Here is a 25705-nt window from a genome sequence, read left to right on the forward strand (position 1 = left end):
TTGTTCCTCTTTCGTGTCCGAGATCGTCGCCAAACGTTCGAATACGAGTAGAATCAACACCGTGCGCCTTGTCCATCCAATTTAAACCGGACAGCAGTGGTCCTGTGCCGAGCATCTGCCGGTCGCTCCATTTGCTCGACGTGAATGGACACTTGGCACCCGGTCGGGCGGTATCGGGCGGCGGACGATGAACCCGCTGCTTACATCTGCACCGTTGCATTCGCGGAGGCGTGCTTAGATCCTCGGGACAAGCCCGAGGACGACGCCGAGAAGGAGGGAACGACGGCGTATCACAGCGCGCGCGGGTTCACCCACCCCTTTGCAAAAGCGAGTGGATCATCCGGCCCCCTCGCAGAAACCCACACAAACAAAAAAAGCGCCCCGAGGAGCGCCTTTTCCGATTTCCGTTCCTGATTACTTGCGGTTGCCCATGAACTGCAGGAGGAACATGAAGAGGTTGATGAAGTCGAGGTAGAGCGTCAGCGCGCCCATGATCGCCTTGCGGCCGGCCATGGTGGCGTCGTCGGCGGCGTAGTACATTTCCTTGATGCGCTGCGTGTCGTAGGCCGTCAGGCCCGCGAAGATCAGCACGCCGATTGCCGAGATGGCGAAGGCCATCGCACCCGACTGCAGGAAGATGTTGACGACCGAGGCGATGATCAGGCCGAAGAGGCCCATGATCAGGAACGAGCCCATGGCCGAGAGATCACGCTTGGTCGAATAGCCGTAAAGCGACAACGCGCCGAACGAAGCAGCCGTGACGAAGAAGGTCTGCACGACGCTCTGGCCGGTGTAGATCAGGAAGATCGACGACAGCGACAGGCCCACCAGTGCTGCATAGACCGCAAAGGTCGTCTGCGCAGCGGATACGCTCATCGAGTTGATCCTGAAGCTCAGGAAGAACACGAGAGCCAGCGGAGCGAAGATAACGACCCACTTCAGCGGGCTCGTATAGATCGCGGCACCGAATGCGGTGAGCTGCCCGTCGGAGACGGCCAATGAGAATGCGAAATAGGCGGCCAGGCCGGTGATGACCAAACCGATGCCCATCAGGTTGTAGACCTTGAGCATATAGCTGCGCAGGCCCTGATCGATCATCTCGCCGGTCTGTGCACGGCTCTGGTAGTTACGAAGGTCAGCCATTGTTTCCTCTTTAAAGCTCCGATGTGAACACGGTGTCGGATTTTCAACCCGGGCGCCGCTGCGGAGCCTCAGCATGCCTGTCCACAATATGAGCCTTTCACCCTTTGCAAACAAGGCCCCTGCAACCCGCGACCGGGTTAAATCGCCGTAAGGTGTCGGAAAATTTCCCGCAACGGCGCTTAAAGTTCGCGCAGAACGGGTGCCGCCTTCTGCCCGAGAATGCGCCAGGTGCCGATAAGTCCGATGCCGACGGTCAGCACCAGCGCCGTCAGAAGCGTGAAGCCGGCGACATCGGGCAGGAAGTGCGAGGGGATGCGCATGATCCTGGCGACGATGAACCAGGCGGAAATGCCGCCGGCGGCGAGCGCGAAGATCGCGGTTGCCGCACCCAGGATCAGGTACTCGTAGCAGAAGGCGCGGATCAGCATTTTCCGCGTGGCGCCGAGTGTCTTCAGCACCACTGCATCATGGGTCCGGGCCCGGTTTCCGGCAGCGAGCGCCCCCGCCAGAACGAGGACCGAGGAGATCAGCGCCACCGAGGCGGCGGCCCGGATCGCGGTCGCCAGCTGGGCGACCAGCGTGTTGACGATGTCGATCGCATCCTTGACGCGGACGCTGGTGATCGTCGGCCAGGTATTGGTCACGGATTTGAGGATCGCCGCTTCCTGTGTCGACGTCGCACTCGGGTCGGTCAGCGTCGCCAGCCAGGCATGCGGCGCGCCCTTGAAGGTGTTCGGCGAGAACACCATGACGAAGTTGATCGCCAGCGACTGCCACTCGACCTTGCGCAGGTTGGCGATCTTGGCGGTGATATTGCGGCCGAGCACGTTGACGGTGACTGTATCGCCGATCTTCAGCCCGAGTTCTCCGGCCTCCTCGGCGGAAAAGGACACCAGCGGCTCGCCGCTGTAATCCTTGCCCCACCATTCCCCCGCTGTCAGCGAGGCGTTCTCCGGCATCGTCTCGGAATAGGTGATGCCGCGGTCGCCGCGCAGCACCCATTGACCCGCCGGCGGCACCTTGCGCTTGGTCACGTCCTCGCCGTTGAAGGCAAGGATGCGGCCGCGCAGCATCGGCACTTCGACCAGCTTACCCGCCGGCGCCTCAGACTTGACCAGTTCGCGGAAGCGCTCGACTTCCGATCCCTGGATATCGACGAAGAAGAAGTTCGGCGCCCCCTCGGCCATGCGCCCGGTCAGCTGCTGCCTGAGATTGCCGTCGATCAGGGTGAGCGTCACCAGAAGCGCCAGGCCTAGGCCGAGCGACAGCACGACCGAGGCGGTGAGCGCGCCGGGGCGATGGATGTTACCGATGGCGAGCCGGAGCGCCGGCGAATTCACCCGCGGGCTGCGCCGCGCCAGCCAGGCGATGCCGGCCGCCACCAGCCGCAGCACCACGAAGGCAAAGGCGATGGCGCCGGTAAAGACCACGGCGATGAAGCGGTCGTGCGCAGTTACGATTGCAAGGCCGGCAAGCAGGATCAGAAAGGCGGCCGCCAGCAGCACATAGGGCCAGGACGGCAGGCGCCGCGCCTCGAAGCCCTGCTCGCGAAACAGCGCGGTGGCCGGCACCTCGCGGGCATGGCCGAGCGGCAGGATGGCGAAGGCAAGCGTCGTCAGCATGCCGAAGAGCACCGCCATCGACAGCGCGCCGGGATAGAAGACGATATCGGTGGAAACCGGCAGCACCTGCGCCAGGAACTGCGCGGCGACGAGCGGCGCCAGCGCCCCGATAACGAGACCGATCAGAATGCCCGCAAGGGCGATGATCGAGATCTGGAACAGGTAGATCAAGACCACCGTCGCCGCGGGCGCGCCAAGGCACTTGAAGGTGGCGATGGTCGTGCGCTTGGCATCGAGGAAGGCGCGCACCGCATTGGCGACGCCGACGCCGCCGACGATGAGTGCGGTCAGCCCGACCAGTGTCAGGAACTGCGAGAAACGCTCGATATTCTCTGTCAGAGAGGGTGCCGCGCGGTCACTGCTGCGGATCGACCAGCCGGCGGCGGGAAACTCCTTCGCCGCCCGGTCGCGAATGCCAGAGGCCTGGCTAAGGTCGTTGAGCCGGATCTTGTAGGCGTGTTCGACGAGGCTGCCGGTCTGCACCAGCCCGGATGCCTTCATCGCCTCGCTGCTGATCAACAGCCGCGGCGCGAAGCCGAAACCTTCGGAGATGGCGTCGGGCTCGGTCTTCACCGTGCCGGTTATGTTGAGGATCACCTTGCCGAGCAGCAGTTCGTCGCCGATCGAAAGCCCCATGCGCTCCAGGAGAAGCGGCGCGGCGACGGCGCCATAGGTTCCGCCCTGGTTGGAGAGCAACGCCGGAAGCGGGTAGTTAGGCTCGGCCTCGAAGGTGCCGTAGAGCGGATAGGCGCCATCGACGGCCTTGACCTCGACCAGCGCCTGGTCGGTGCCGTCGGGCTTGCGCGCCATCGACCGCAGGCCGGTCGAGACCGACACCTTTCCGAGCCCGTTCAGGAAGTTCATCTCCTGTTCGTTGGCCTCGCGGTTGTTGAGCTCGAAGCGAATGTCGCCGGCCAGAATCTCCTGGCCGCGCGTGGCGATGGTGTCGGTAATCGACTGCGATACCGAATTGACGGCGGCGATCGCCCCCGTGCCGAGCGCGATGCAGGCGAGGAAGATGTAGAAACCCCTCAGCCCGCCGCGCAGTTCACGCAGCGCGAGACGGAAGGCGAGCGACACACGCGGGGTCAGGAGCCTCATGCAATGGCGGCCTCTGCGGGGCGATCGGCGGCGCTGTCGCCTTCGATCTGGCCCGAGCGCACGCGGATCTGCCGCGAGCAGCGCTTGGCGAGGCCGTTGTCGTGTGTGACGAGCAGAAGCGTCATGCCGCGCTCGGCCTGCTTGGCAAACAGGAGATCGGCGATCTGCCGGCCGGTGTCGGCATCGAGGTTGCCGGTCGGCTCGTCGGCGATCAGAAGGGCCGGAGACGGCGCCAGCGCCCGGGCGATGGCGACGCGCTGCTGCTCGCCGCCGGAGAGCTGGCCGGGATAGTGGTTCAGCCGCTCGCCGAGGCCGACGGCATTGAGCTCGCGCCTGGCGATCTCGAACGGGTTGGCGACATTGGCAAGCTCGAGCGGCACAGCGACGTTTTCGAGCGCCGTCATGTTGGCGATGAGGTGGAAGGACTGGAAGACGATGCCGATGTTGCGGCCGCGGAAATCGGCCACCTGGTCTTCGCTCAGCGCATGCAGCGGCGTGCCGCTGATGTTGATTTCACCGCTGTCGAGCGTTTCGAGCCCGGCCAGTACCATCAGCAGCGTAGACTTGCCGGAGCCCGAGGGGCCGACGATGCCGACCGACTCGCCCGCCTCGATGACAAGGTCGATGCCCTTCAGCACATGGACTGAGGCGGCGGCGCTGCCCAGGGTCAAATCGGCGTGCTTCAGCTCGATGATGGTTTTTGCCAACAGTATTTGCCCTATATAGATCACAAAACGTGCAGCCAATTTAGGGAAAGCGGAATGAGTTTTAAAGTTGCCGGCCTTCACATAGCTGTCATTGTCGCCTCGCTCATCTTCTCGGTGGCGGCGCAGGCAAGAACCATCAATCTGGTCGGCTTCGGTGACAGCCTTATGGCGGGCTACCAGCTGGCGCCGGGCGAGGGTTTTCCCGAGAAGCTGCAGGCGGCGCTGAAGGCTGATGGAAAGGATGTAACCGTCGCCAATGCCGGGGTGTCCGGCGACACGACGACGGGCGGACTTGCGCGCATCGACTGGTCCGTCCCTGATGGTACCGACGGCGTCATCCTCGAGCTCGGCGCCAACGACGCGCTGCGCGGCATCCCGCCGGAGGAAAGCGAGAAAAATCTCGATCAGATGATTACTCGGCTAAAGGTGCGCGGAATTTCGGTCCTGCTGGTCGGCATGATGGCGCCACCGAACATGGGCGGCGACTATGCCGAGCGCTTCAACCCGATCTACCGGAAACTGGCAGAAAAACATGGCGTTGCGCTCTACCCATTCTTCCTCGACGGCGTCGTGCTCGACGCCGGGCTGAAACTCGAGGACGGGATGCATCCGAACGCGAGGGGCGTGGATGTGATGGTCGAGAAGATGAAACCGGCAATCACGCAATTCATGGGAACGTTTCCGTCTGTGAAGAATTAGGGGCTTGCGCGGGTACGGAATGCGTGATTCCGTGTGAGCACCTGCAAAAGATTCGGGGAGTGCTCGTTATGCCGAGACTATTTACCGCCCTCGAAATTCCGCGCAATGCGGCGATGAGCCTGTCATTGTTGCGCGGTGGTCTTCCCGGCGCGCGGTGGATCGATGTGGAGAATTACCACATCACATTGCGGTTCATCGGCGACGTGGACGGACGAACGGCGGACGAGATCGTCGACCGTCTCGACCGGATCGACAGGCCCGAATTCCAGATCAGGCTCGACGGCATCGGTTCCTTCGGCTCGAAGAAGCCGCATTCGGTCTGGGCCGGAGTGACCCCCAATTCCGAGATGTATGCACTCCAAGCCGAGATCGAGCGCATCTGCCAGCGCATCGGCCTGGCCCCCGATCCGCGCAAGTTCACGCCGCATGTCACGCTTGCGCGGCTGAAATCCTCGCGCGTCGATGATGTCGTGCACTATCTTGCCGGGCGCGGAAACTTCCAGACCTCGGCTTTCACCGTGCCGCGCTTCGTGCTTCTGTCGTCGCGCGATTCGGTCGGTGGCGGCCCCTATCTGACGGAAGAAATCTTCCCGTTGCGCGAGGCGCTGTCGGTGCCCAATTCCGCAAGCAACTTCCTGCAGCCGGCCAAGAGCCTGGCATAGACCAGCTCGAAGCCGTCCTCGCCACCGAAATAGGGATCGGGGATATTCTCGCCGGTCCCAAGAGCGATGTCGCCGAAGAGCCTGATGTTGGACGCCCTGGGCGCCACCCGGCGAAGCTCGGAGACATTGGCAGCGTCCATGGCGACGACGAGGTCGAAATCGCCGAAGTCCTCGGCCCTTATCCGCCGCGCCCGTTGACCCGAGATATCGATGTCGTGACTTGCCGCCGTGGCGACCGAGCGCGGATCGGGGCCATCGCCTACATGCCAGCTGCCGGTGCCGGCCGAATCGATCGAAAAGCGCGCGGTGAGCCCGGCCTCTTCGACGAGATGGGAAAAGATGCCCTCGGCCAGTGGCGAACGGCAGATATTGCCCATGCAAACAAACAGGATGCTGATGCGTTTCATAGGGAGACTCGTTGGAACAAGAGGAGGAACCATCGCATGAAACGGCAGAAACTGGAACGGCCTGACATCGATCGGGAACTGGCCGGATTGGAGGGCTGGACTCTGGACGACGGCGCTGCGTCGATCTCGAAATCCTTCAAGTTCAAGAACTTCGTCGAGGCCTTCGGCTTCATGACCGAGGCGGCCCTTGCCGCCGAAAAGCTCGACCACCATCCGGAATGGTTCAACGTCTATTCGAAGGTCGAGGTGAAGCTCAATACGCATGACGCCGGCGGGCTGACGGAACTCGATTTCAAGCTGGCGGCGCTGATGGAAAAGGCCGCCCAACGTAGAACTGATTGAATCGGGATGCGCCGTCCCCCATATTCTTGCGTGACAGAAAGGGCCAACGAGACATGGACGACGTCAAATACGGTGAAATCCTGCTTCCGGGTGATGAAGACACCCAGAGCCGGCGCGAGGAAACGGTGCGTCGGAAATTCTGGCCGACCTTCCGCAAGGCCGCGCGCAGGATCCCCTTCTCGCGCGATCTCGTCGCCGCCTTCTATTGCGCGCTCGATCCTCAGACGCCGCTCAAGGTGCGCGGTACGCTGCTCGCCGCACTCGCCTATTTCGTGCTGCCCGTCGACATGATCCCCGACGTGCTTGTCGGCATCGGCTTTACCGACGACATCGCCGTCCTCTCGGCCGCCTTCGCCATGGTCAGCCGCAATATCCGGCCCAACCACTACGAGGCTGCCGACAAGGCGCTCGACGATAAGCTTGATAACGTGAAACCCGAAAACATGAAGTCCGTGTAGCGGCTGGCACCATCTGCACTACACGCTCTCCGCCTCGAGGACCTTTTTCAGCTTGCCGAAGGCGAGGCGGATGCGGGACTTGACCGTGCCGAGCGGCAGGCCCGTGGCCTCGGCGATCTCCGAGTGGGACTGGCCGAGGAAGAAGGCCGCACGCAGCATCTCGCGCTGGTCGTCGGGGAGCCGATTGACGGCGGCGCGGACATGGGCGTCGCGATCGTCATTGGCGACGATCTCGTCGGCGCCGAGCTCGGCGGGAGGCTGCAGCACCGGATCCTTCTCGTCCAGCACGCGGGCGCGGCTGCGTCTTTGCAAGTCGATCCGCCGGTTGCGGGCGATGCGAAACAGCCATGTGGAGAGAGACGAACGCGCGGGATCGTAGAGCCCTGCCTTGTGCCAGAGCACGATCATCACTTCCTGCACCAGTTCCTCCGCCTCGCCGCCCGCCATCTTCTGCCGCAGCAGCCACGATTTCAGGCGCGGCGCGAAATAATCGAACAGGACAGCGAATGCCTGCTGGTCGCGGTTGTCCGCGACCGCTCTGGCGAGTGCGGCGAAGCGCTGTCTCTCGTCAGCATCCATATTCCGTTACAGGTCCCGGCTCAGCGAATTCGTCAATGGATCTCCCGACTTATTGACCTACAGCGCTTTTCGAAAACGTCAAACTCTTGCCTGAATCTTTCTGTCTTAAATGCATCAACGGCGACACAAACTCATGTCGCCGCACGTCATCATCGAGGGCGAGGGTTCGGCGCCCAGCCATGATATCAGGACGGAAACGGCACAGGCGGGTAATTCTCGCGGGCCTCGTTGACGTTTTGGTAACCTGAATTAAGTCAAAATAAAGCAGATCGTGACTACGCCGCCCGCTCGTTTTCTCGGGCTCGAAGCGCAAGAACCGGCAGGATATCCATGTTTGCAAGACGTACCGTAATCGCCCTCTCCATCGTTCTCGCCGGCGCTGGGATAGCATCCGCTCAAGCCAAGAAGCCCGCAGCCGCGCAGCAGCCTGCCGCCGCCGCTTCCTCGGCCCCGACGCGCATCCAGCAGTTCCAGGCCTGGGGCGCCTATTCCTATAAGTCGGGCGCCAGCACCGTCTGCTACGTTCTCTCGGTCCCGACCGAGAAGAAGCCGGCCGGCATCGACCATGGCGACAACTTCTTCATCGTCTCGCAGCGCCCGGGCCAGAACATTTCCTACGAGCCGCAGGCGATGATGGGCTACACCGTAAAGGATGCCTCGAAGATCAATGTCGTCATCGACAACAAGACCTTCGTGATGTTCACCAAGGACAAGGCCGGCTGGGTCGAGAACGCCGCGCAGGAGCCGGCGCTGGTCGCCGCCATGAAGGGCGGCCACTCGATGACCGTCAACGCCACCTCGCGCAAGGGCACGCAGACCTCCTACAGCTATTCGCTGGCCGGTATTTCGGCTTCGCTGAAGCAGATCGAAAGCTGCAAGTAAGCGCTGTCAGCAAACTTTAGAATTTCGAAGGCCGGCCTTGTGCCGGCCTTCGTCGTTTCCATCTATAGTGACGCGCGGCGAAAATGATGCTAAAGGCGCGCATAACAGCGGATCGATCGCAGCTTTGCCGTCCTGTTCCGCACTCAATTTCTGCCTTCATGCCCGTTCCGCCCGCCAGTCATTGAGACTATCGGGAGGATCGCATGTTGAATTCGGGATTAGATTAAATGTCCGTCATGGATGCGATGACCGTTCTCAAGCCCGCAGGCAACCAGCCCGCGCGCGGCGAAGCCCTGCCGAAGCCGTCGCTGATCGGCCTCACCCGCGAGGAGATGGGGCAGGCGCTGCGCGAAAAGGGCGTGCCGGACAAGCAGATCAAGATGCGCGTCGCGCAGCTGTGGAACTGGATTTATGTGCGCGGGGTCTCCGATTTCGACCACATGGCCAATATCTCCAAGGACATGCGCGAGACGCTGAAGACGCACTTCACCATCGCAAGACCCGAGATAGTCGAGGAGCAGGTCTCCAACGACGGCACCCGCAAGTGGCTGCTGCGCTTTCCCGCCCGCGGCGCCGGGCGTCCCGTCGAGATCGAGGCGGTCTATATTCCCGAGGAAGGCCGTGGCACGCTGTGCATCTCCAGCCAGGTCGGCTGCACGCTCACCTGTTCCTTCTGTCATACCGGCACGCAGCGCCTGGTGCGCAACCTGACGGCGGAGGAAATCCTGTCGCAGCTGCTGCTCGCCCGCGACCGGCTCGGCGACTTTCCCGATCGCGAGGCGCCGCAGGGCACGATCATGCCGGCCGAGGGACGCAAGGTCTCCAACATCGTGATGATGGGCATGGGCGAGCCTCTCTACAATTTCGACAGCGTCAAGCAGGCGCTACTGATCGCCACCGACGGCGACGGGCTGTCGCTCTCCAAGCGTCGCGTCACGCTCTCGACCTCCGGCGTCGTGCCCGAGATCTTCCGCACCGGCGACGAGATCGGCGTCATGCTGGCGATCTCGCTGCATGCGGTGCGCGACGACCTGCGCGACATCCTGGTGCCGATCAACAAGAAGTATCCGCTGAAGGAACTGATCGACGCCTGTCGCAAGTATCCGGGTCTCTCGAATGCACGGCGCATCACCTTCGAATATGTGATGCTGAAGGATGTCAACGACAGCCTGGAGGATGCCAAGGGGCTGATCCAGTTGCTCAAGGGCGTGCCGGCGAAGATCAACCTGATCCCGTTCAACCCCTGGCCGGGCACCAACTATCAGTGTTCGGACTGGGCGCAGATCGAGAAGTTCGCCGATTTCATCAACTCCGCCGGTTATGCCTCGCCGATCCGCACGCCGCGCGGCCGCGACATCCTCGCCGCCTGCGGCCAGCTGAAGTCGGAATCGGAACGCATGCGCAAGACCGAGCGCCTCGCCTTCGAGGCGATGATGATCGCCAACCATGGCAGCGACGATTGAGTACTGGCGACTGATCAGCAAGTTTGATCCTCTCAGCATCTTCTAATGATTGATTTTGAGGGCTGCTTTTCCTAAAAGCGGCCCAAAAGCATAATTGGAGGATACCCATGCGTTCCGTACTGCTCGCTGCCGTTGCCGCGACCCTTGCCCTTTCCCTTCCCGCCAAGGCCGAAGACGTCACCGTCGCGGTAACCGCGATCGTCGAACATCCGGCCCTCGACGCCGTCCGCAAGGGCGTTCTCGACGTGCTGACGGCATCAGGCTACAAGGAAGGCGGAAACCTGAAGTTCGAATTCCAGTCGGCGCAAGGAAACCCGGCGACCGCAGCCCAGATCGCCCGCCAGTTCGCCGGCGAAGAGCCCAACGTCATCGTGCCGATCTCGACACCTTCGGCGCAGGCCATGGTCTCCTCCACCCGCGACATCCCCGTCGTCTTTACCGCCGTGTCTGATCCCCTCGGCGCGCAGCTGGTCAAGAACATGGACAAGCCCGGCGGGAACGTCACCGGCCTTTCGGACATGTCGCCGGTTGCTGAGCATGTGGCGCTGATCAAGGAAATCCTGCCGAACGCCAAGACGATCGGCTACCTCTACAATTCCGGCGAAGCGAACTCGATATCGCTGCTCGCTGTGCTGAAGGTGGAAGCTGAGAAGGCCGGCCTCAAGGTCGTCGAATCCGCCGCCACCAAGTCCGCCGAAGTGCAGGGTGCCGCCCGCGCGCTCGTCGGCCGCGCCGATGCGATCTACATTCCGACCGACAACACGATCATCTCGGCGCTCGAGGGTGCGGTTGCCGTGGCCGAGGAAGCCAAGCTGCCGCTCTTCACGGCCGATACGGATTCCGTCTCACGCGGCTCGGTCGCAGCCCTCGGCTTCAACTACTACGACGTCGGCAAGCAGACCGGCGAAATCGTCGTGCGCATCCTGAAGGGTGAGAACCCCGGCGATATCCCGGTCAAGGTTGCCGCCGGCAGCGATCTCGTCATCAACAAGGGGGCGGCCGCCAAGATGGGTGTGACGCTGCCGGAGAGCGTGCTGAAGCGCGCGACGAAGACGATCGACTGATCCAGTCACCATCAAGACCTGAATGATCAGCCGCTCCCGTTTGCACGGGGGCGGCTGATCGCATAGAGATGAAGCCAATCGAGTAAGATAGCGGACCTTACCGCCTTGGAATAAAGACCCCTCCCCAACCCTCCCCACAAGGGGGAGGGCTTAACCTAGCCGAGCCTCGACGCCAATTGAGGCAGGCGGGTGCCACGGGTCTTCTCCCCCCTTGTGGGGGAGATGGCCGGCAGGCCAGAGAGGGTCTTTGCCACGGAAACAGCACAAGAAAGGGCAAGAGCCTTGAGTCAGATCGCATTCTGGGGAGCCGTGGAGCTGGGGCTGGTCTATGCCTTCGTCGCGCTCGGCGTTTACCTCGCATTCCGTGTGCTCGATTTTCCGGATCTGACTGTCGACGGCTCGTTTCCGCTCGGCGCCGCCGTGACCGCGGTGCTGATCATATCAGGCGTCAATGCCTGGCTGGCGGCGCTGATCGCCATGGCGGCGGGGGCCGCGGCCGGCATGGTGACCGCCATGCTCAACGTGCGCTTCAAGATCCTCAATCTCTTGGCATCGATCCTGACGATGATCGCGCTGTTTTCCGTCAACCTACGCGTCATGGGCAAGCCGAACGTGGCGTTGATCAATGCCGATACGATGATCAGCCCATTTTTCGGCCATAGCCTGCGCGATTTCTACGTGCGGCCGCTCTTCGTCGGCGTGCTTGTCGTCATCGCCATCATCGTCGTCTGGCGCTTCCTCGAAAGCGATTCCGGTCTGGCAATGCGCGCCACCGGCGCGAATGCCCGCATGGCCCGCGCCCAGGGCGTCGACACCAACCGCCAGATTTATCTCGGCATGGCGATTTCCAACGCGCTGGTGGCGCTTGGCGGCGCGCTGTTTGCGCAGACCAACGGCTTCGCCGACGTGACCTCGGGTGTCGGCACCATCGTCGTCGGCCTCGCCGCCGTCATCATCGGCGAGACGCTGCTCGGCAAGCGCGGCCTGCTGATCGCGCTGATCGGCTGCGTCATCGGCTCGATCCTCTACCGCATCGCCATCCAGCTGGCGCTTTCCAGCGATGTGATCGGCCTGCAGGCCTCCGACCTCAATTTCGTTACCGCCGTTCTCGTCACGGTGGCGCTCATCCTTCCCCGCCTTCGCCGTGGAGGCGCTTCGTCATGATCTCGCTCAAGGATATCAAGGTCGTCTTCGGCAAGGGAACGCCACTGCAGAAGCAGGCGCTGAATGGCGTCAGCCTGACGATCGAGGAAGGCTCGTTCGTGACCGTCATCGGCTCCAACGGCGCGGGCAAGTCCACACTGTTGGGCGTGCTCGCCGGCGATGTGCTCGCCAGCGAAGGCCAGGTGATGATCGGCCACACCGACGTGACGCGCAAGCCGACCGCGGCGCGCGCCGGCCTCGTCGCCCGCGTCTTCCAGGATCCGCTGACGGGGAGCTGCGGCGCGCTGTCGATCGAGGAGAACCTGGCGCTGGCCGCACGGCGCGGCGAACGGCGGGGGCTGACCTCGGCGCTCGGACCACGCCGGCGCGAACACTTCCGCGAACGCATCGCCGAACTCAATCTCGGGCTTGAGACCCGGATGAAGGACCGCATGGACCTCCTGTCCGGCGGCCAGCGACAAGCGATCTCGCTTGTCATGGCAACGCTTGCCGGCTCCGAGGTGTTGCTGCTCGACGAGCACACGGCAGCACTCGACCCCGGAATGGCGGAGTTCGTCATGGGGCTGACGGAGAAGGTGGTGTCGGAGCGCAAGCTGACGACGCTGATGGTGACGCACTCCATGCGCCAGGCGCTGGATTACGGCCACCGCACCATCATGCTGCATGGCGGCGAGATCGTGCTCGACGTATCCGGTGACAACCGCAAGGATTTGCAGGTCGAGGACCTGATCGACATGTTCCGCAAGATGCGTGGCCAGACGCTCGACGACGACGCGCTGCTGATCGGCTGATAGGTTCGGGAATCAGCGCGCCTGGGTGAGCAGGATCTTCGCCGCGAAAACGGAGAAGACGCCGGCGAACGTGTAGTCCATCCCGCGCAGCACCTTCCTGTTGTTCTGCAGCCAGCCGGCCAGCCAATCGGCGGCGAAGACGACGGCGGCGTTGACGGGCATGCCGATCAGGATGAAGCAGAAACCGAAGAAGATCAGCTTCTGCGTCACCGTAGGATCACCGGCGCTGACGAACTGCGGCAGGAAGGTCATGAAGAAGATGATGACCTTGGGGTTCAACAGATTGACCCAGAAGCCCGAGGAGATGTTGGCAAGCGGCGTCGCCTTGGCCTCGTCGACCTTCTTGATCGACAGCTTCGAGCCATAGCGCACCGCCTGGATGGCGAGCCACAAAAGATAGCCGGCGCCGCCCGTCTTCAGGATCAGGAAGGCGGTGGGTGAGGCAGTAATCAACGCCGAGATGCCGAAGGCGACCAGCATGGTGTGGACGACTATGCCGAGGCTGGTGCCGAGCACCACGAACATGGCAGCCTTCGTTCCCTGCGCCAGCGATCGGCTGATCGACAGCGTCATATCTGGGCCGGGCGTGGCGGCCAGCAGAAGCGTGGCGGCGGCGAAGGCGAGAAGCGTCGGCAGGCTCGGCAGAAAATCCATGGCACACTCTTGAAGCCGGTAGTGAGAGCAATGTCTCATATCCGGCTTTTACGGAATGCACCAATCAAACCTTCTCATGAGGCGGATCGATTCGGCTGTTATTTGCCCTCAAGAAACGCCTTGAAGCGCTCGGCGTAATCGGGATGCCAGCGTGACAGCGGCGGGCGGTTCTCGATGATGTCGCCAACGGCCCAGGCCATGCGGCGCTCGTCGACCGGGCGGGCGACGTCGTTGTCGGGGCAGAGGATGTAGAAATCGCCGTTCTCGATGCTTTCGATCATGAAATCGACCGTCTGCTCCGAGGTCCAGGCGGCAGCGGGCTTTTCCGCGCGGTCGCCCTTGGTGAGCCCGGTGAAGACGAAGCCCGGGATCAACAGGTGGGCGGAGATCCTGCCGCCTTCGGTGTTGCGCAACTCGTGCTGCAGCGCCTCGGTGAACACCTTCACGCCTGATTTCGAGACATTGTAGGCCGGGTTACCGGGAGGCGTGGTGATGCCCTGCTTGGAACCGGTATTGATGATCAGGCCGGGTTCGCCATGGGCGAGCATATTGGGGCCAAAGGCGCGCGTTCCGTTGACGACGCCCATCAGATTGACGCCAAGGATCGCGTCCCAGCCGCTGTCGTCGCTGAAGATCGAGGTCTCCGGGCCGATGCCGGCATTGTTCATCAGCACATGCACCTTGTCGAAGCGCTTCGTGACCTGCCGCTCCAGAGCCTTGAGGGCCGCCTTGTCGGAGACGTCGGTCTCGACGGCCATGACACGGTCGTCGCCGGAAACGGCCGCGACCGCCTTTGCCGCCGCCGCCAGTCTATCGGCGCCGAGATCAGCGATGACGACATTCATGCCCTTGCTTGCGAAGTGCTTGGCGGCCGCCAGGCCGATGCCCGAGGCGCCACCGGTGATGACGGCGACATTGGAGGGCTTGATGATATTGGTGAGATCGGTCACGGCTTGAGCCTTTCGCCTGGGATTGTTCGCTCGCAGCCAGATATGGTAATCTCGGAGGGCAAGTCAAACCACGGGCAAGCGGATCGCGGGACCCTAGATGGCCAAGATCATGTCGGTAACGATCGATGACCGCACGGAAGATTTCATCGAAGAGCAGCTCGGCGATGGAGCCATCGATGCGGGCCCACAGCGTCTGCGCGATCAGGCCGAGATCGAGGCGATCCGGGCGGCCATCATCGAAGGCGAAGAGTCAGGCGAGCAGCAAGAGTTTGATGGCGAGGAGTTCCTGAAGGAGATGCATCGCAAATATGTCCGCTAGGAGCTCCAGCGTGGGCAGGTTGGAAACCATTCGCCTCGACGCGCAGATGGAAGAGTTTATCGACGCAAAGCTGCGGGACGGCAGCTACGGCTCCGTCGACGAAGTCGTCGATGCGGCATTGCGGGTGCTGCAGCACAAAGCCGAGCGTGATGCGATCGAAGCAGCGATCATGGAGGGCGAGCGGTCGGGAGAGCCGGTCGAGTTCGACTTCGACGCGTTTCTCAAGCGAAAACGGGCGGAACGCCGAAAGCACCTCTAGCGACCCGGTTTCTCGACGCCCTTGCCCTTGCGTCCGGCGTCAATCTCGCTAAAAGTGCCCGGCGATACCGGGTCTTGCGGCTGGCCGCGACCCTCCTGGCACAACGGATCTCATCATCATGGCATCGCACAAAGACGTAAAGAAAGTCGTCCTCGCCTATTCCGGCGGTCTCGACACCTCGATCATCCTGAAGTGGCTGCAGACGGAGCTCAATGCCGAAGTCGTCACCTTCACCGCCGATCTCGGACAGGGCGAAGAGCTCGAGCCGGCGCGCAAGAAGGCCGAGATGCTGGGGATCAAGGAGATCTACATCGAGGACGTGCGCGAGGAATTCGTGCGCGATTTCGTCTTCCCGATGTTCCGCGCCAATGCCGTCTATGAAGGCGTCTACCTGCTCGGCACCTCGATTGCCCGTCCGCTGATCTCCAAGCACCTGATCGACATCGCCAGGAAGACCGGCGCCGACGCGATCGCACACGGCGCCACCGGCAAGGGCAATGACCAGGTTCGCTTCGAGCTCTCGGCCTATGCCTTGAACCCCGATATCAAGATCATCGCTCCCTGGCGCGACTGGTCGTTCAAGTCACGTACCGACCTTCTCGCTTTCGCCGAAGCCCACCAGATCCCCGTCGCCAAGGACAAGAAGGGCGAAGCGCCGTTCTCCGTCGACGCCAACCTGCTGCACTCCTCTTCCGAGGGCAAGGTTCTGGAAGATCCGGCCGTCGAGGCGCCCGAATACGTGCACATGCGCACCATCTCGCCGGAAGCCGCACCCGACAAGGCCACAACAATCAAGGTCGGCTTCGAGAAGGGTGACGCCGTCTCGATCAACGGCGTGCGGATGAGCCCGGCGACGCTCTTGGCCGCGCTCAACACCTATGGCCGCGACAACGGCATCGGCCGTCTCGACCTCGTCGAGAACCGCTATGTCGGCATGAAGTCGCGCGGCGTCTACGAGACCCCCGGCGGTACGATCCTGCTGTCCGCGCACCGCGCGATCGAAAGCATCACGCTCGACCGCGGTGCCGCCCACCTCAAGGACGAGATCATGCCGCGCTATGCGGAGCTCATCTATTACGGCTTCTGGTTCTCGCCGGAACGCGAGATGCTGCAGGCGCTGATCGACAAGAGCCAGGAGCATGTCGAGGGCGAAGTGACGCTGAAGCTCTACAAGGGCAACGTCATGGTCATCGGCCGCGAGAGCGACAAGTCGCTCTACTCCGACAAGCTGGTCACCTTCGAGGACGACCAGGGCGCCTACGACCAGAAGGACGCCGCCGGCTTCATCAAGCTCAACGCGCTGCGCCTGCGCACGCTCGGCAAGCGCAATTTCTCGAAGTAAGCGGTATTTGCTGGTTTGGTTTCGAAAGGCCCGCCTCGTGCGGGCTTTTCTATATTTGGGTGCTTGTTTTGCGCGCGGGCGCCCGGTGTCCACTGGCGTTGAACTCTTGGAGGCATGCTCAGATCCTCGGCACAAGGCCGAGGATGACGTTGGAGCATGAAGCGCCCACCAATAAGGTATTGAAACAAAAACATTTTCTCATTTTTGGCGTCATCCTCGGGCTCGTCCCCAGTGGACCACCCGCATCGCTTACAACCTTCATCGTGCCCCCTTTCCTCTTGCCAACCGACATCCGGGATGCTTTTCACACATATCAGCCCTCCAGACACCGGCCGCCGAATGCCCGTATCTCTCCGCGATGCCACGCCCGCAGACCTAGACGCCATCACCGCCATCTATCGCGAATCCGTGTTGAACGGCACCGCCAGCTACGAGATCACGCCGCCGGACCGCGCCACGATGGAAAGTCGTTTCGAAGCCATCGTCGAAAAGGGTTATCCTTATATCGCGGCTGTCGACGAGAATGGCGCGCTCATCGGCTATGCCTATGCCTCCGCCTTCCGCACCCGGCCGGCCTATCGCTTCATGGTCGAGGATTCGATTTATCTCGCGCCGGAAGCACGCGGGCGCGGTATTGGCAAGCTGCTGCTGAACGAGCTCATCGCCCGCTGCACGGCGCTCGGCTTCCGGCAGATGATCGCCGTCATCGGTGGCGCGCATCCGGCGTCGATCGCGGTTCACAGGAGTTCGGGGTTTTCGGAGACCGGCCTGCTCAAGGGCACCGGCTACAAGTTCGGCCGCTGGCTGGACACCATGCTGATGCAGCGGCCACTGGGAGACGGCAACGCGACCCATCCCGATCCGTCCGTCTACCCCGACACGCTGTTTTCGGAATAAGCGCTCTACTTCTCGACCAGCTTCAGCGTCTTATTGAAGACCTTGAGCACCTGCGGCAGCTCATGTCCGCGCTTGAGGATGACGCCGTGCGTGTTGGTGACCGAGAAAGCGCCCTGCTTGGCGGCGAGCTTCGGATTCTTCTCGATGCGGAAGAGCGGCATCTCGCCGGAGCGCTTGAAGACGGAAAACACCGCCTTGTCCTTCATGTGGTCGATCGCATAGTCCCGCCACTCGCCCTCGCCCACCATGCGGCCATAGATCCACAGGATCGCGTCGAGTTCGCGCCGGTGGAACGTGACCGGAAGCGGGTCCTTGTTCTGTCTGTATTCCTTGAGATCCACGACGGAGGAATTGTTTTCGGCGGTGCGGCTATTGCCGTGCCGCAAATCCGGTTCATCGGTCATCAGTCTTCAAGGGCCTCCGCTCATGACAGCAGGATGACAGTTTGCCCGAGCCCTCGTAAATTGCAAGGTGCGATCACCGGCGTTAAGCATAGCTGTGCAATCTCGCGTGCGCCGCAATTCAGTCAAAACAGCGCCTCATTTACAAGAGAAATTCCGTCACGAAGCGCTGCGGCCTCCTTCGGGGCTGTCAGCGCTCGAAATTTATGCATGCTCTCTAACGTCGAATCGACCCGTGGAGACATGTCAAAGTTTGGCGCCAGCGCGCCAAAGGGCCCGGCTGACCGTATCGACCTTAACCCCAGCCCCGAATACGATTAGCCGGGCCGCCCCGTTTCCACCTGCGCAAGCAGATGAAGCTCCTTAGATGCTCTTCCCCGCCATCACAACGGTCGCACCGAGGATCGCCGCCGGATTTCCGTCAGTGGTGGAAGATTGCAACAGGATCGCGCAGCCCTCGAGATCCGGCTTCTGCATGACGCTCGCCGGCAGTTTAAGGCTGGCTTCCTTGCCGTCCCACATGCCCACGGTTTCCACGTCGGAAACACTGTTGAGATAGGCGATCTTCTTGCCGCTGTTTTCGCCCTTTTCGACGTCGATGGTTTTCTCGCGGTTGAAATAGACCATGACGACGCTCGCCTTGCCCTGGCCGGCGCCGATCTTGATCTCGAGTTCATCGCCGTTCATCTGGGCGCTGATCGGAATCTGCAGCCCCTTGCCCTCGGACGCGTAGTCGTCGACCTTCCTGTCGATGGCGCCGAGATCCGCTCCCGCCACATGATCGCGACCGTTGACGACGACCTGCGGCGTATAGACGTTGGCACGGCCCATGGTTCGGGCATAGCCATACTGGCGCTCCGTATTTTCCTTGGAACTCAGCGTATCCGCCCAGCCTAGATAGTTCCAGTAGTCGACATGATAGGCAAGCGCGATGACCTTGCCGTCCTCGACCAGCTTGCGGAAGGCGGCATCGGCCGGCGGGCAGGACGCGCAACCCTGCGCGGTGAAGAGTTCGACGACGCCCTTCGGCGCATCCGCGGCCGAAAGCGGGCCTGCGGAAACCACAGCAGCAACCAGAGAAATCAACATCCGCGGCAACATCGACCTGCACCTTCCCTTCAGCACCCGCGGCCAGTCGCGCCACGGGTTCCGATTTATGCCCGTAGAGATAAACTTTCCCGGTTCAAACGCAAAGTCACGAACGGGTGAGACGACCGGCGCGCAGCCTGGGGTCGAAACACATCGTCGTGAGCGCGACCGGAATCGTCGTCTCCCAATAAAAGAACCGCCGGAAATCGCTTTCCGGCGGCTCATTATTAGCAAAGAGCGTTAAAAATCAGGCGGCCCAGTTGCCAATCAGGCAGCAAGGTCGCGCAGCACCGTCTGCAGGATGCCGCCGTTGTTGAGGTAGATGACCTCGTCGAGCGTATCGACGCGCGACAACAGCGGAACGTCCTTCACGGTTCCGTCGCCATAGGTGATCCTGGCGATCTTCTTCTCGCGGGGCTTGATGTTCTCGAGCCCCTCGATCGTGACGGTCTCGTCGCCCTTTAGCCCGAGCGATGCCCAGGTCGTGCCCTCCTCGAAGACGAAGGGGATGACGCCCATGCCGACGAGGTTCGAGCGATGGATGCGCTCGAAGCTTTGCGCGATGACCGCCTTGACGCCAAGCAGGTTGGTGCCCTTCGCCGCCCAGTCGCGCGACGAGCCGTTGCCATATTCGACACCGGCGAAGATGACGAGCGGCACGCCCTCGGCCTTGTACTGCATGGCCGCGTCGTAGATCGACTCCTCTTCCTTCGACGGATAGTGGATGGTGTAGCCACCTTCCTTGCCGTTCGGGCCGAGCATGTGGTTGCGGATGCGGATATTGGCGAAGGTGCCGCGCATCATCACCTCGTGATTGCCGCGACGCGTGCCGTATTGGTTGAAGTCGGCGACGCCGACGTTGTGCTCCAGGAGGTAGGCGCCGGCCGGCGAAGCCGCCTTGATCGAACCGGCCGGGGAAATGTGGTCGGTGGTGATCTTGTCGCCGAAGAGGCCGAGGACGCGGGCGCCCTTGATGTCGGAAACGCCGGAGCCGGTCTTGCCCATGCCGACGAAGTAGGGCGGGTTCTGCACATAGGTCGAGTCGTCGTCCCAGGCATAGGTCTGGCCCGGAGGCACCTGCACGGCCTGCCAGTTCGCATCCCCCTTGAAGACGTCGGCATACTTCGTCTCGTAAAGTTCGCGGGTGACGTATTTCTGGATGAACTCCTGCACTTCGTGCGAGGTCGGCCAGATGTCCTTGAGGTAGACGGGGTTGCCGCTCTGGTCCTCTCCGATCGGCTCCTTGGTGAGATCCTTCTGCACCGTACCGGCCAGCGCATAGGCGACGACGAGCGGCGGCGAGGCCAGGTAGTTCGCCTGGACATCAGGCGAGATACGGCCTTCGAAGTTGCGGTTGCCGGAGAGAACGCCCGACACGATCAGCCCCTTGTCGTTGATCGTCTTCGAGATCGGCGCCGGCAGTGGGCCGGAGTTGCCGATACAGGTCGTGCAGCCGAAGCCGACGAGGTTGAAGCCGAGCGTGTCGAGATCGGCCTGCAGGCCGGATTTCGCCAGATACTCGCCGACCACTTGGCTTCCCGGCGCCAGCGAGGTCTTCACCCACGGCTTGGTCTTCAGGCCCTTGGCAACGGCGTTGCGGGCAAGAAGGCCGGCGGCGATCAGCACCGACGGGTTGGACGTGTTGGTGCAGGAGGTGATGGCTGCGATCGCCACGTCGCCATGGCCGAGATCGAAATCCGTACCCTCCACCGCATAACGGTTGGAGAGCTGGCCAGGCTTCTTGTAGTCGGCATCCATCGAGCCGGCGAAACCGGACGCGATGTTTTCCAGCGGGATACGGCCTTCGGGACGCTTCGGGCCGGCCATGGCGGGCACGACGTCGCCGAGATCGAGTTCCAGCGTATCGGTGAAGACGAGGTCCGAACCATCGCCCTCGCGCCACATCCCTTGAGCCTTCGAATAGGCTTCGACCAGCGCGATGCGGTCATGCGAGCGGCCGGACATGGTGAGGTAGTTGATGGTCTCGCCATCGACGGGGAAGAAGCCGCAGGTGGCGCCGTATTCCGGGCCCATGTTGCCGATCGTCGCGCGGTCGGCGAGCGGCATGTTGTCCATGCCGGGGCCGAAGAATTCGACGAACTTCGACACCACGCCCTTCTTGCGCAGCATCTGCACGACCATCAGCACGAGGTCGGTCGCCGTGACGCCTTCCTTGAGCTTGCCCGTCAGCTTGAAGCCGATGACCTCGGGAAGCAACATCGACACCGGCTGGCCGAGCATGGCCGCTTCCGCCTCGATACCGCCCACACCCCAGCCGAGAACGCCGAGACCGTTGATCATCGTCGTGTGGCTGTCCGTGCCGACACAGGTATCCGGATAGGCAATCGTCTCGCCGTCCTCTTCCTTCGTCCAGACGGTCTGGCCGAGATATTCGAGGTTGACCTGGTGACAGATGCCGGTGCCTGGAGGCACGACGCGGAAATTCTGGAAGGCCTGCTGGCCCCACTTCAGGAAGCGGTAGCGCTCGCCGTTGCGCTGATATTCGAGCTCGACGTTCCGGGAAAAGGCCTGCGGCGTGCCGAATTCGTCGACGATGACGGAGTGGTCGATGACGAGATCGACGGGCACCAGCGGGTTGATCTTTTCCGGATCGCCGCCGAGCGACACCATCGCGTCGCGCATGGCGGCAAGGTCGACGACGGCGGGAACGCCGGTGAAGTCCTGCATCAGAACGCGCGCCGGGCGATAGGCGATTTCGTTTTCGACCGTGCCCTTGTTGTTCAGCCACTCGGCGACGCCAAGGATATGCTCCTTGGTCACGGACTGGCCGTCCTCGAAGCGCAGCAGGTTCTCGAGCAGAACCTTCATCGAATAGGGAAGCTTGGAAACGCCGGGCAGGCCGTTTGCTTCGGCCTTCGGCAGGCTGAAATAGACATAGTCCTTACCATCGACGGTAAGGACGGAACGACAGTGGAAGCTATCAAGTGATTTAGACACGAGAGACCCCGTTTCTGATCGCGAACACAATTGTGCGGACGCCTATGCACTAAAGGCACATCAGGATGCGGGTACGGCCATTTCCGCGGTCCGCACATGAAGTCAGACCTCATGTTCGGCGCTAGGATGAAATTCACGCCGACCGCTGGCGTGGTAATCCACATATAGATAACTTCAGCAAAAGCTGCCAGAGAGGGACCAACCATTTCTGATTTTTTTGCATCGCATGACTGAAAACGTGAACCCCGGAACCCCCATGCATCTCCAAGCCTCCGATCTCGCTGCCCGCAGGGGCGAAGAGCTGATTTTCGAAGGCGTCTCCTTTGGCCTGACTTCGGGCGAAGCCTTGGTTTTGACTGGCAAAAACGGATCCGGAAAGTCGACCCTTCTGCGCGTGCTGGCAGGCCTGCTGCGCCAGGAGACGGGGACGATCACCGTCACGAACGCGAACGGCGGCACCGATATCCGGCTCCCCGAGATCAGCCACTACCTCGGCCACCGCAACGCCATGAAGAGCGAGCTGACGGTGGAGGAAAACCTCGCCTTCTGGCGCCGCTACCTCGGCGACAGCCATCTTGGCGACGCTGGGGGCGGCACCGGCATGTCGATCGAAGACGCCGCCGATGCCGTGGGCCTCTCCGGCATCACCCTTCTCCCCTTCGGCTACCTCTCCGCCGGCCAACAACGCCGCTTCGCCTTCGCCAAGCTGCTCGTCTCCCACCGCCCGGTCTGGATCCTGGATGAACCGACCGCCGCACTCGACGCCAGCGCCGACCAGCTCTTCGCCGGGTTGATCGAGGCGCACCGTGCTGCGGGCGGCATCGTGATTGCGGCGACGCATCAGCCGTTGGGGTTGAGCGATGCCAGGGAGTTGCGGATGGCGGGGTTTTCGGGGGTGAGTGTTGGGGTGTGGGGATGATGGCGATGCTCGCAATGAAAACCCCTCCCCAACCCCTCCCCACAAGGGGGAGGGGCTTGCTTGAGGCAACCGCTCGGCAGGACCGCAACCTATCGACCGTCACCAAGGTGGATTGGAAGAGTTCAACAGCGCCCCGGGTTAGCCCCTCCCCCTTGTGGGGAGGGGTTGGGGATGGGACTTCAGCGGCACCCACCGGGCTCGCGTCGCCCCCTCATCCGACCCTTCGGGCCACCTTCTCCCCGTCGGGGCGAAGGGAAGGTCGGCGCGAGCGGCCCGCCACGAGTCCCTTCTCCCCCACGGGGAGAAGATGCCGGCAGGCAGATGAGGGGGCCACACGCACACCTTTCTCCATCACCCACCCCACCCCAAAGAGGGCTCACCCATGACCGCCCTCCTCCTCCGCGACCTCAAACTCTCCATCCGCGCCGGCGGCGGCGCGCTGATCGGTGTGCTCTTCTTCCTCACCGTCGTCGCCGTCATCCCCTTCGGCGTCGGCCCCGATCTCGCCCTTCTCGCCCGCATCGGCCCGGCCATCGTCTGGATCGGCGCCCTGCTCGCGGCCTTGCTTGGCCTCGACCGTCTCTTCCAGGCGGAACGTGACGATGGCGCGCTCGATCTGATGCTGATGCAGGAAACGCCGCTGGTGCTCACCGTCCTCGTCAAGTGCCTCGCCCACTGGCTCGCCACCAGCCTGCCGCTGGTGATCGCCTCGCCGCTGCTCGGCCTGTTCATGAACATGAGCGAAAAGGCGATCGGCGCGACCATGCTGACGCTGCTCGTCGGCACGCCTGCCATCACGCTGATCGGCGCCGTCGGCGCCGCTGTCGCCGTCGCGCTGCCGCGCGGCGGACTGCTGGTGTCGATCCTGGTGCTCCCTCTCACCATACCGGTGCTGATCTTCGGCGTCAGCGCCACTTATGCCGCCGTCGAGGGCCCCTCGCCCTTTCTGCCGCCTTTCATGATCCTGATCGCGCTGACGCTGTTCTTTGCCGTCATTGGGCCTGCCGCGGCAGCCCTTGCGCTCAGGAACACATCGGATTGATCATCGGCTTGATTGCCCGGGGCGATCGATCGCGCTAAAGGAGACGGCATGACCGAAACCAGCCTTGCCATCACCAAATTCAGCGATCTCGCCAACCCCACGCGGTTCCTGGCGCTCGCTCAACGCCTCATCCCCTGGATGGCCGGGATCACCGCCCTCTGTTTCATCGTGGGGCTGTATCTCAGCTTCACGACCGAGGGCGACTACCAGCAGGGCGAAACCGTCCGCATCATGTATATCCACGTTCCGGCCGCCTGGCTGGCGATGATGGGCTACACGATCATGAGCCTGTCGGCGATCGGCACGCTCGTCTGGCGCCACCCGCTGGCCGATGTCTCGGCCAAGGCCGCAGCGCCCTTGGGCGCCGCCTTCACGTTGATCGCGCTCGTCACCGGGTCGCTCTGGGGCAAGCCGATGTGGGGCACCTGGTGGGTCTGGGATGCGCGGCTTACCTCAGTCTTCATCCTGTTCCTGATGTATCTCGGCCTGATCGCGCTCAACCGCGCCATGGAAGACCCGAGCAAGGCCGCCCGCCTCTCGGCCGTCCTGATCCTCGTCGGCTTCGTCAACATCCCGATCATCAAGTTCTCCGTCGATTGGTGGAACACGCTGCACCAGTCCGCAAGCGTCATCCGCCTGGACGGGCCGGCGATCGATCCGGAATTCCTGCGGCCGCTGCTGGTCATGGCGATAGCCTTCACCATGCTGTTCCTGACGCTGCATGTGATGGCTATCCGCAACGAGATCTGGCGTCGCCGGATTGCCGCCCAGCGGCGGCTCGCCGCGCGCCTGGCAAGCCGGGAGGGTTGAGCCGATGCAGCAATCCTACGCCTTCTACGTCTACGGCTCCTACCTCTTCGCTGGCGCGATCACCATTGGCGTGACACTCTGGACCTGGCTCGACGGCCGCGCCCGGCGCCGTGAACTGGCGGCGCTCGAAGCCTCCGGCATCCGCCGCCGCTCCGCCCGCACGTCGAACCCCGACCCCAAGGCCAACCCATGACCGGCGCGCCGAACACCGAGCCGGCGCCGTCCGCAATAGCGCAGGAAAAACGCGGCGTGAGCCGCTACGCCTTCGCGCTGATCCCGCTCGTTGTCTTCGCCGGCATCGCAGCCATCGCGGCCAAGATGCTCTACGACCAGGATGTGCACGGCAAGAACATCGCCGAAATCCCCTCGGCGTTGCTGAACACCAAGGCTCCGTCGCTGAACCTGCCGCCGCTCGAGGGCAGCAACCTGCCGGCGCTTACCGACGCCGCCGTCAAGGGAAAGCTGACGCTGGTCAATGTTTTCGCCTCATGGTGCATCCCCTGCCGCGAGGAGCATCCGATCCTCAAGGAACTGGCAAAAGATAGCCGGCTCAATATTGTCGCGATCAACTACAAGGACAAGAACGACAACGCGCTCGGCTTCCTCGGCGAACTCGGCAATCCCTACAAGGCGATCGGCGTCGACCCCAAGGGTCAGGCCGCGATCGACTGGGGCGTCTACGGCATCCCCGAAAGCTACCTCGTCGCGCCGGATGGCACCATCCTCTACAAGCGTGTCGGCCCCTTCGACGATATCAGCCTGAAGGAAGGGCTTTATCCGGCGATGGAAAAGGCGCTGGGGAAGGCGGGGTCGTAGGGAAATAAAGTCCCCTCCCCAACCCCTCCCCACAAGGGGGAGGGACTAACTCGTCGCACACCCGGTCACCAACCATAAGCCTTGCGATTGTTGAGAGGTTGCCGTCTCTGCTGACGGTACGCCCAGCAAGTCCCTCCCCACAAGGGGAGGGGTTGGCGAGAGGAC

28 protein-coding genes are annotated in these 25705 nt (G+C 62.7%); 18 read left to right on the top strand and 10 right to left on the bottom strand.

From position 1 onward, the window contains the following. Nucleotides 1-414: 414 nt before the first annotated feature. The 3 genes from QTL95_RS00005 to QTL95_RS00015 form a co-directional block, all read right to left on the bottom strand. The gene (locus QTL95_RS00005) at nucleotides 415-1143 is read right to left on the bottom strand and encodes a Bax inhibitor-1/YccA family protein (protein ID WP_289717923.1); all 729 of its coding nucleotides are present in this window, start codon (nucleotides 1141-1143) and stop codon (nucleotides 415-417) included. A gap of 179 nt (nucleotides 1144-1322) precedes the next feature. Next, nucleotides 1323-3866, bottom strand: coding sequence for an ABC transporter permease (locus tag QTL95_RS00010; protein WP_289717924.1), 2544 nt, complete (start codon nucleotides 3864-3866; stop codon nucleotides 1323-1325). Further along, a complete protein-coding gene (locus QTL95_RS00015; protein WP_289717925.1) occupies nucleotides 3863-4573 on the bottom strand; it encodes an ABC transporter ATP-binding protein in 711 nt (236 codons plus the stop codon). The genes QTL95_RS00010 and QTL95_RS00015 overlap by 4 nt, the downstream gene beginning before the upstream one ends. 54 nt (nucleotides 4574-4627) lie before the next feature. Between QTL95_RS00015 and QTL95_RS00020 the strand changes: the two genes are divergently transcribed. Then, nucleotides 4628-5272, top strand: coding sequence for an arylesterase (locus QTL95_RS00020; protein ID WP_289717926.1), 645 nt, complete (start codon nucleotides 4628-4630; stop codon nucleotides 5270-5272). 68 nt (nucleotides 5273-5340) lie between these two features. Further along, on the top strand, nucleotides 5341-5934 hold the full coding sequence (gene thpR, locus QTL95_RS00025; RefSeq protein ID WP_289717927.1) for an RNA 2',3'-cyclic phosphodiesterase: 594 nt from the start codon (nucleotides 5341-5343) through the stop codon (nucleotides 5932-5934). On the opposite strand, the gene QTL95_RS00030 is transcribed toward thpR, so the two are convergent. After that, nucleotides 5841-6341, bottom strand: coding sequence for a low molecular weight protein-tyrosine-phosphatase (locus QTL95_RS00030; RefSeq protein ID WP_289717928.1), 501 nt, complete (start codon nucleotides 6339-6341; stop codon nucleotides 5841-5843). The genes thpR and QTL95_RS00030 overlap by 94 nt on opposite strands. 36 nt (nucleotides 6342-6377) lie before the next feature. On the opposite strand from QTL95_RS00030, the gene QTL95_RS00035 reads away from it, so the two are divergent. Beyond that, nucleotides 6378-6683: a 4a-hydroxytetrahydrobiopterin dehydratase gene (locus tag QTL95_RS00035; RefSeq protein ID WP_289717929.1), complete on the top strand. Its 306-nt coding sequence runs from the start codon at nucleotides 6378-6380 to the stop codon at nucleotides 6681-6683. A 53-nt stretch (nucleotides 6684-6736) separates the two neighbouring features. After that, nucleotides 6737-7141 (top strand): YkvA family protein, encoded by a 405-nt coding sequence (locus QTL95_RS00040; RefSeq protein ID WP_289717930.1) that lies wholly within the window; start codon nucleotides 6737-6739, stop codon nucleotides 7139-7141. Between the two features lie 18 nt (nucleotides 7142-7159). Here the strand turns inward: QTL95_RS00040 and QTL95_RS00045 are convergent, their stop codons facing one another. Continuing rightward, nucleotides 7160-7720, bottom strand: a complete 561-nt coding sequence (locus QTL95_RS00045; protein WP_289717931.1) for a sigma-70 family RNA polymerase sigma factor — start codon at nucleotides 7718-7720, stop codon at nucleotides 7160-7162. Nucleotides 7721-8050: 330 nt separating this feature from the next. Between QTL95_RS00045 and QTL95_RS00050 the strand changes: the two genes are divergently transcribed. The 5 genes from QTL95_RS00050 (at nucleotide 8051) to QTL95_RS00070 (ending at nucleotide 13084) form a co-directional block, all read left to right on the top strand. Continuing rightward, entirely contained in the window at nucleotides 8051-8602 is a 552-nt protein-coding gene (locus tag QTL95_RS00050) for an invasion associated locus B family protein (protein ID WP_289717932.1), read from the top strand. A gap of 227 nt (nucleotides 8603-8829) precedes the next feature. After that, nucleotides 8830-10065, top strand: coding sequence for a 23S rRNA (adenine(2503)-C(2))-methyltransferase RlmN (gene rlmN / locus QTL95_RS00055; RefSeq protein WP_289717933.1), 1236 nt, complete (start codon nucleotides 8830-8832; stop codon nucleotides 10063-10065). 107 nt (nucleotides 10066-10172) lie between these two features. Further along, nucleotides 10173-11129 (top strand): ABC transporter substrate-binding protein, encoded by a 957-nt coding sequence (locus tag QTL95_RS00060; protein ID WP_289717934.1) that lies wholly within the window; start codon nucleotides 10173-10175, stop codon nucleotides 11127-11129. 282 nt (nucleotides 11130-11411) lie between these two features. After that, nucleotides 11412-12293 carry an ABC transporter permease gene (locus tag QTL95_RS00065; protein WP_289717935.1) on the top strand — a complete coding sequence of 294 codons (882 nt, stop codon included), beginning with the start codon at nucleotides 11412-11414 and terminating at the stop codon, nucleotides 12291-12293. Then, nucleotides 12290-13084 carry an ABC transporter ATP-binding protein gene (locus QTL95_RS00070; protein ID WP_289717936.1) on the top strand — a complete coding sequence of 265 codons (795 nt, stop codon included), beginning with the start codon at nucleotides 12290-12292 and terminating at the stop codon, nucleotides 13082-13084. The genes QTL95_RS00065 and QTL95_RS00070 overlap by 4 nt, the downstream gene beginning before the upstream one ends. 12 nt (nucleotides 13085-13096) lie before the next feature. Here the strand turns inward: QTL95_RS00070 and QTL95_RS00075 are convergent, their stop codons facing one another. Next, complete coding sequence (locus QTL95_RS00075) at nucleotides 13097-13738, bottom strand: LysE family translocator (RefSeq protein ID WP_289717937.1); 642 nt, start codon at nucleotides 13736-13738, stop codon at nucleotides 13097-13099. A 98-nt stretch (nucleotides 13739-13836) separates the two neighbouring features. Beyond that, the gene (locus QTL95_RS00080; protein ID WP_289717938.1) at nucleotides 13837-14688 is read right to left on the bottom strand and encodes an SDR family NAD(P)-dependent oxidoreductase; all 852 of its coding nucleotides are present in this window, start codon (nucleotides 14686-14688) and stop codon (nucleotides 13837-13839) included. 97 nt (nucleotides 14689-14785) lie between these two features. Between QTL95_RS00080 and QTL95_RS00085 the strand changes: the two genes are divergently transcribed. The 4 genes from QTL95_RS00085 (at nucleotide 14786) to QTL95_RS00100 (ending at nucleotide 17505) form a co-directional block, all read left to right on the top strand. After that, nucleotides 14786-15007 (top strand): type II toxin-antitoxin system ParD family antitoxin, encoded by a 222-nt coding sequence (locus tag QTL95_RS00085; protein WP_289717939.1) that lies wholly within the window; start codon nucleotides 14786-14788, stop codon nucleotides 15005-15007. A gap of 10 nt (nucleotides 15008-15017) precedes the next feature. Next, nucleotides 15018-15266 carry a type II toxin-antitoxin system ParD family antitoxin gene (locus QTL95_RS00090; RefSeq protein ID WP_289717940.1) on the top strand — a complete coding sequence of 83 codons (249 nt, stop codon included), beginning with the start codon at nucleotides 15018-15020 and terminating at the stop codon, nucleotides 15264-15266. Nucleotides 15267-15384: 118 nt separating this feature from the next. Next, nucleotides 15385-16608, top strand: coding sequence for an argininosuccinate synthase (locus QTL95_RS00095; protein ID WP_289717942.1), 1224 nt, complete (start codon nucleotides 15385-15387; stop codon nucleotides 16606-16608). 339 nt (nucleotides 16609-16947) lie between these two features. Next, complete coding sequence (locus tag QTL95_RS00100) at nucleotides 16948-17505, top strand: GNAT family N-acetyltransferase (protein ID WP_289717943.1); 558 nt, start codon at nucleotides 16948-16950, stop codon at nucleotides 17503-17505. A 5-nt stretch (nucleotides 17506-17510) separates the two neighbouring features. Here QTL95_RS00100 and QTL95_RS00105 read toward each other — a convergent pair whose 3' ends face one another. The 3 genes from QTL95_RS00105 to acnA form a co-directional block, all read right to left on the bottom strand. Beyond that, the gene (locus tag QTL95_RS00105; protein WP_289717944.1) at nucleotides 17511-17909 is read right to left on the bottom strand and encodes a DUF2794 domain-containing protein; all 399 of its coding nucleotides are present in this window, start codon (nucleotides 17907-17909) and stop codon (nucleotides 17511-17513) included. Nucleotides 17910-18269: 360 nt separating this feature from the next. After that, nucleotides 18270-19007: a DUF1223 domain-containing protein gene (locus QTL95_RS00110; RefSeq protein ID WP_289717945.1), complete on the bottom strand. Its 738-nt coding sequence runs from the start codon at nucleotides 19005-19007 to the stop codon at nucleotides 18270-18272. 255 nt (nucleotides 19008-19262) lie between these two features. Then, a complete protein-coding gene (gene acnA, locus QTL95_RS00115) occupies nucleotides 19263-21953 on the bottom strand; it encodes an aconitate hydratase AcnA (protein WP_289717946.1) in 2691 nt (896 codons plus the stop codon). A gap of 256 nt (nucleotides 21954-22209) precedes the next feature. Between acnA and ccmA the strand changes: the two genes are divergently transcribed. The 5 genes from ccmA to QTL95_RS00140 all read left to right on the top strand — a co-directional run bounded on the left by ccmA (nucleotide 22210) and on the right by QTL95_RS00140 (nucleotide 25540). Continuing rightward, nucleotides 22210-22872 carry a heme ABC exporter ATP-binding protein CcmA gene (gene ccmA / locus QTL95_RS00120; RefSeq protein WP_289717947.1) on the top strand — a complete coding sequence of 221 codons (663 nt, stop codon included), beginning with the start codon at nucleotides 22210-22212 and terminating at the stop codon, nucleotides 22870-22872. A 382-nt stretch (nucleotides 22873-23254) separates the two neighbouring features. Then, on the top strand, nucleotides 23255-23914 hold the full coding sequence (gene ccmB / locus QTL95_RS00125; RefSeq protein ID WP_289717948.1) for a heme exporter protein CcmB: 660 nt from the start codon (nucleotides 23255-23257) through the stop codon (nucleotides 23912-23914). 48 nt (nucleotides 23915-23962) lie between these two features. Next, nucleotides 23963-24724: a heme ABC transporter permease gene (locus QTL95_RS00130; RefSeq protein WP_289717949.1), complete on the top strand. Its 762-nt coding sequence runs from the start codon at nucleotides 23963-23965 to the stop codon at nucleotides 24722-24724. Nucleotides 24725-24728: 4 nt separating this feature from the next. Beyond that, nucleotides 24729-24917, top strand: a complete 189-nt coding sequence (gene ccmD / locus QTL95_RS00135) for a heme exporter protein CcmD (protein WP_289717950.1) — start codon at nucleotides 24729-24731, stop codon at nucleotides 24915-24917. After that, nucleotides 24914-25540, top strand: a complete 627-nt coding sequence (locus QTL95_RS00140; protein WP_289717951.1) for a DsbE family thiol:disulfide interchange protein — start codon at nucleotides 24914-24916, stop codon at nucleotides 25538-25540. The genes ccmD and QTL95_RS00140 overlap by 4 nt, the downstream gene beginning before the upstream one ends. Nucleotides 25541-25705: the final 165 nt, after the last annotated feature.

It is taken from the genome of Rhizobium sp. S152 (genome assembly GCF_030380735.1).
Taxonomy (GTDB): domain Bacteria; phylum Pseudomonadota; class Alphaproteobacteria; order Rhizobiales; family Rhizobiaceae; genus Rhizobium.

Excerpts from the sequence above, each read along its gene's own strand:
- QTL95_RS00110 (WP_289717945.1), bottom strand. The coding sequence starts at position 19,007 with ATGTTGCCGCGGATGTTGATTTCTCTGGTTGCTGCTGTGGTTTCCGCA.
- QTL95_RS00130 (WP_289717949.1), top strand. The coding sequence starts at position 23,963 with ATGACCGAAACCAGCCTTGCCATCACCAAATTCAGCGATCTCGCCAAC.
- thpR (WP_289717927.1), top strand. The coding sequence starts at position 5,341 with ATGCCGAGACTATTTACCGCCCTCGAAATTCCGCGCAATGCGGCGATG.
- rlmN (WP_289717933.1), top strand. The coding sequence starts at position 8,830 with ATGTCCGTCATGGATGCGATGACCGTTCTCAAGCCCGCAGGCAACCAG.
- QTL95_RS00010 (WP_289717924.1), bottom strand. The coding sequence starts at position 3,866 with ATGAGGCTCCTGACCCCGCGTGTGTCGCTCGCCTTCCGTCTCGCGCTG.
- QTL95_RS00050 (WP_289717932.1), top strand. The coding sequence starts at position 8,051 with ATGTTTGCAAGACGTACCGTAATCGCCCTCTCCATCGTTCTCGCCGGC.
- QTL95_RS00045 (WP_289717931.1), bottom strand. The coding sequence starts at position 7,720 with ATGGATGCTGACGAGAGACAGCGCTTCGCCGCACTCGCCAGAGCGGTC.
- QTL95_RS00085 (WP_289717939.1), top strand. The coding sequence starts at position 14,786 with ATGGCCAAGATCATGTCGGTAACGATCGATGACCGCACGGAAGATTTC.
- QTL95_RS00030 (WP_289717928.1), bottom strand. The coding sequence starts at position 6,341 with ATGAAACGCATCAGCATCCTGTTTGTTTGCATGGGCAATATCTGCCGT.
- QTL95_RS00105 (WP_289717944.1), bottom strand. The coding sequence starts at position 17,909 with ATGACCGATGAACCGGATTTGCGGCACGGCAATAGCCGCACCGCCGAA.
- ccmA (WP_289717947.1), top strand. The coding sequence starts at position 22,210 with ATGCATCTCCAAGCCTCCGATCTCGCTGCCCGCAGGGGCGAAGAGCTG.
- QTL95_RS00140 (WP_289717951.1), top strand. The coding sequence starts at position 24,914 with ATGACCGGCGCGCCGAACACCGAGCCGGCGCCGTCCGCAATAGCGCAG.
- QTL95_RS00095 (WP_289717942.1), top strand. The coding sequence starts at position 15,385 with ATGGCATCGCACAAAGACGTAAAGAAAGTCGTCCTCGCCTATTCCGGC.
- QTL95_RS00040 (WP_289717930.1), top strand. The coding sequence starts at position 6,737 with ATGGACGACGTCAAATACGGTGAAATCCTGCTTCCGGGTGATGAAGAC.
- QTL95_RS00070 (WP_289717936.1), top strand. The coding sequence starts at position 12,290 with ATGATCTCGCTCAAGGATATCAAGGTCGTCTTCGGCAAGGGAACGCCA.
- QTL95_RS00075 (WP_289717937.1), bottom strand. The coding sequence starts at position 13,738 with ATGGATTTTCTGCCGAGCCTGCCGACGCTTCTCGCCTTCGCCGCCGCC.
- QTL95_RS00100 (WP_289717943.1), top strand. The coding sequence starts at position 16,948 with ATGCCCGTATCTCTCCGCGATGCCACGCCCGCAGACCTAGACGCCATC.
- ccmB (WP_289717948.1), top strand. The coding sequence starts at position 23,255 with ATGACCGCCCTCCTCCTCCGCGACCTCAAACTCTCCATCCGCGCCGGC.
- QTL95_RS00020 (WP_289717926.1), top strand. The coding sequence starts at position 4,628 with ATGAGTTTTAAAGTTGCCGGCCTTCACATAGCTGTCATTGTCGCCTCG.
- QTL95_RS00035 (WP_289717929.1), top strand. The coding sequence starts at position 6,378 with ATGAAACGGCAGAAACTGGAACGGCCTGACATCGATCGGGAACTGGCC.
- ccmD (WP_289717950.1), top strand. The coding sequence starts at position 24,729 with ATGCAGCAATCCTACGCCTTCTACGTCTACGGCTCCTACCTCTTCGCT.
- QTL95_RS00060 (WP_289717934.1), top strand. The coding sequence starts at position 10,173 with ATGCGTTCCGTACTGCTCGCTGCCGTTGCCGCGACCCTTGCCCTTTCC.
- QTL95_RS00005 (WP_289717923.1), bottom strand. The coding sequence starts at position 1,143 with ATGGCTGACCTTCGTAACTACCAGAGCCGTGCACAGACCGGCGAGATG.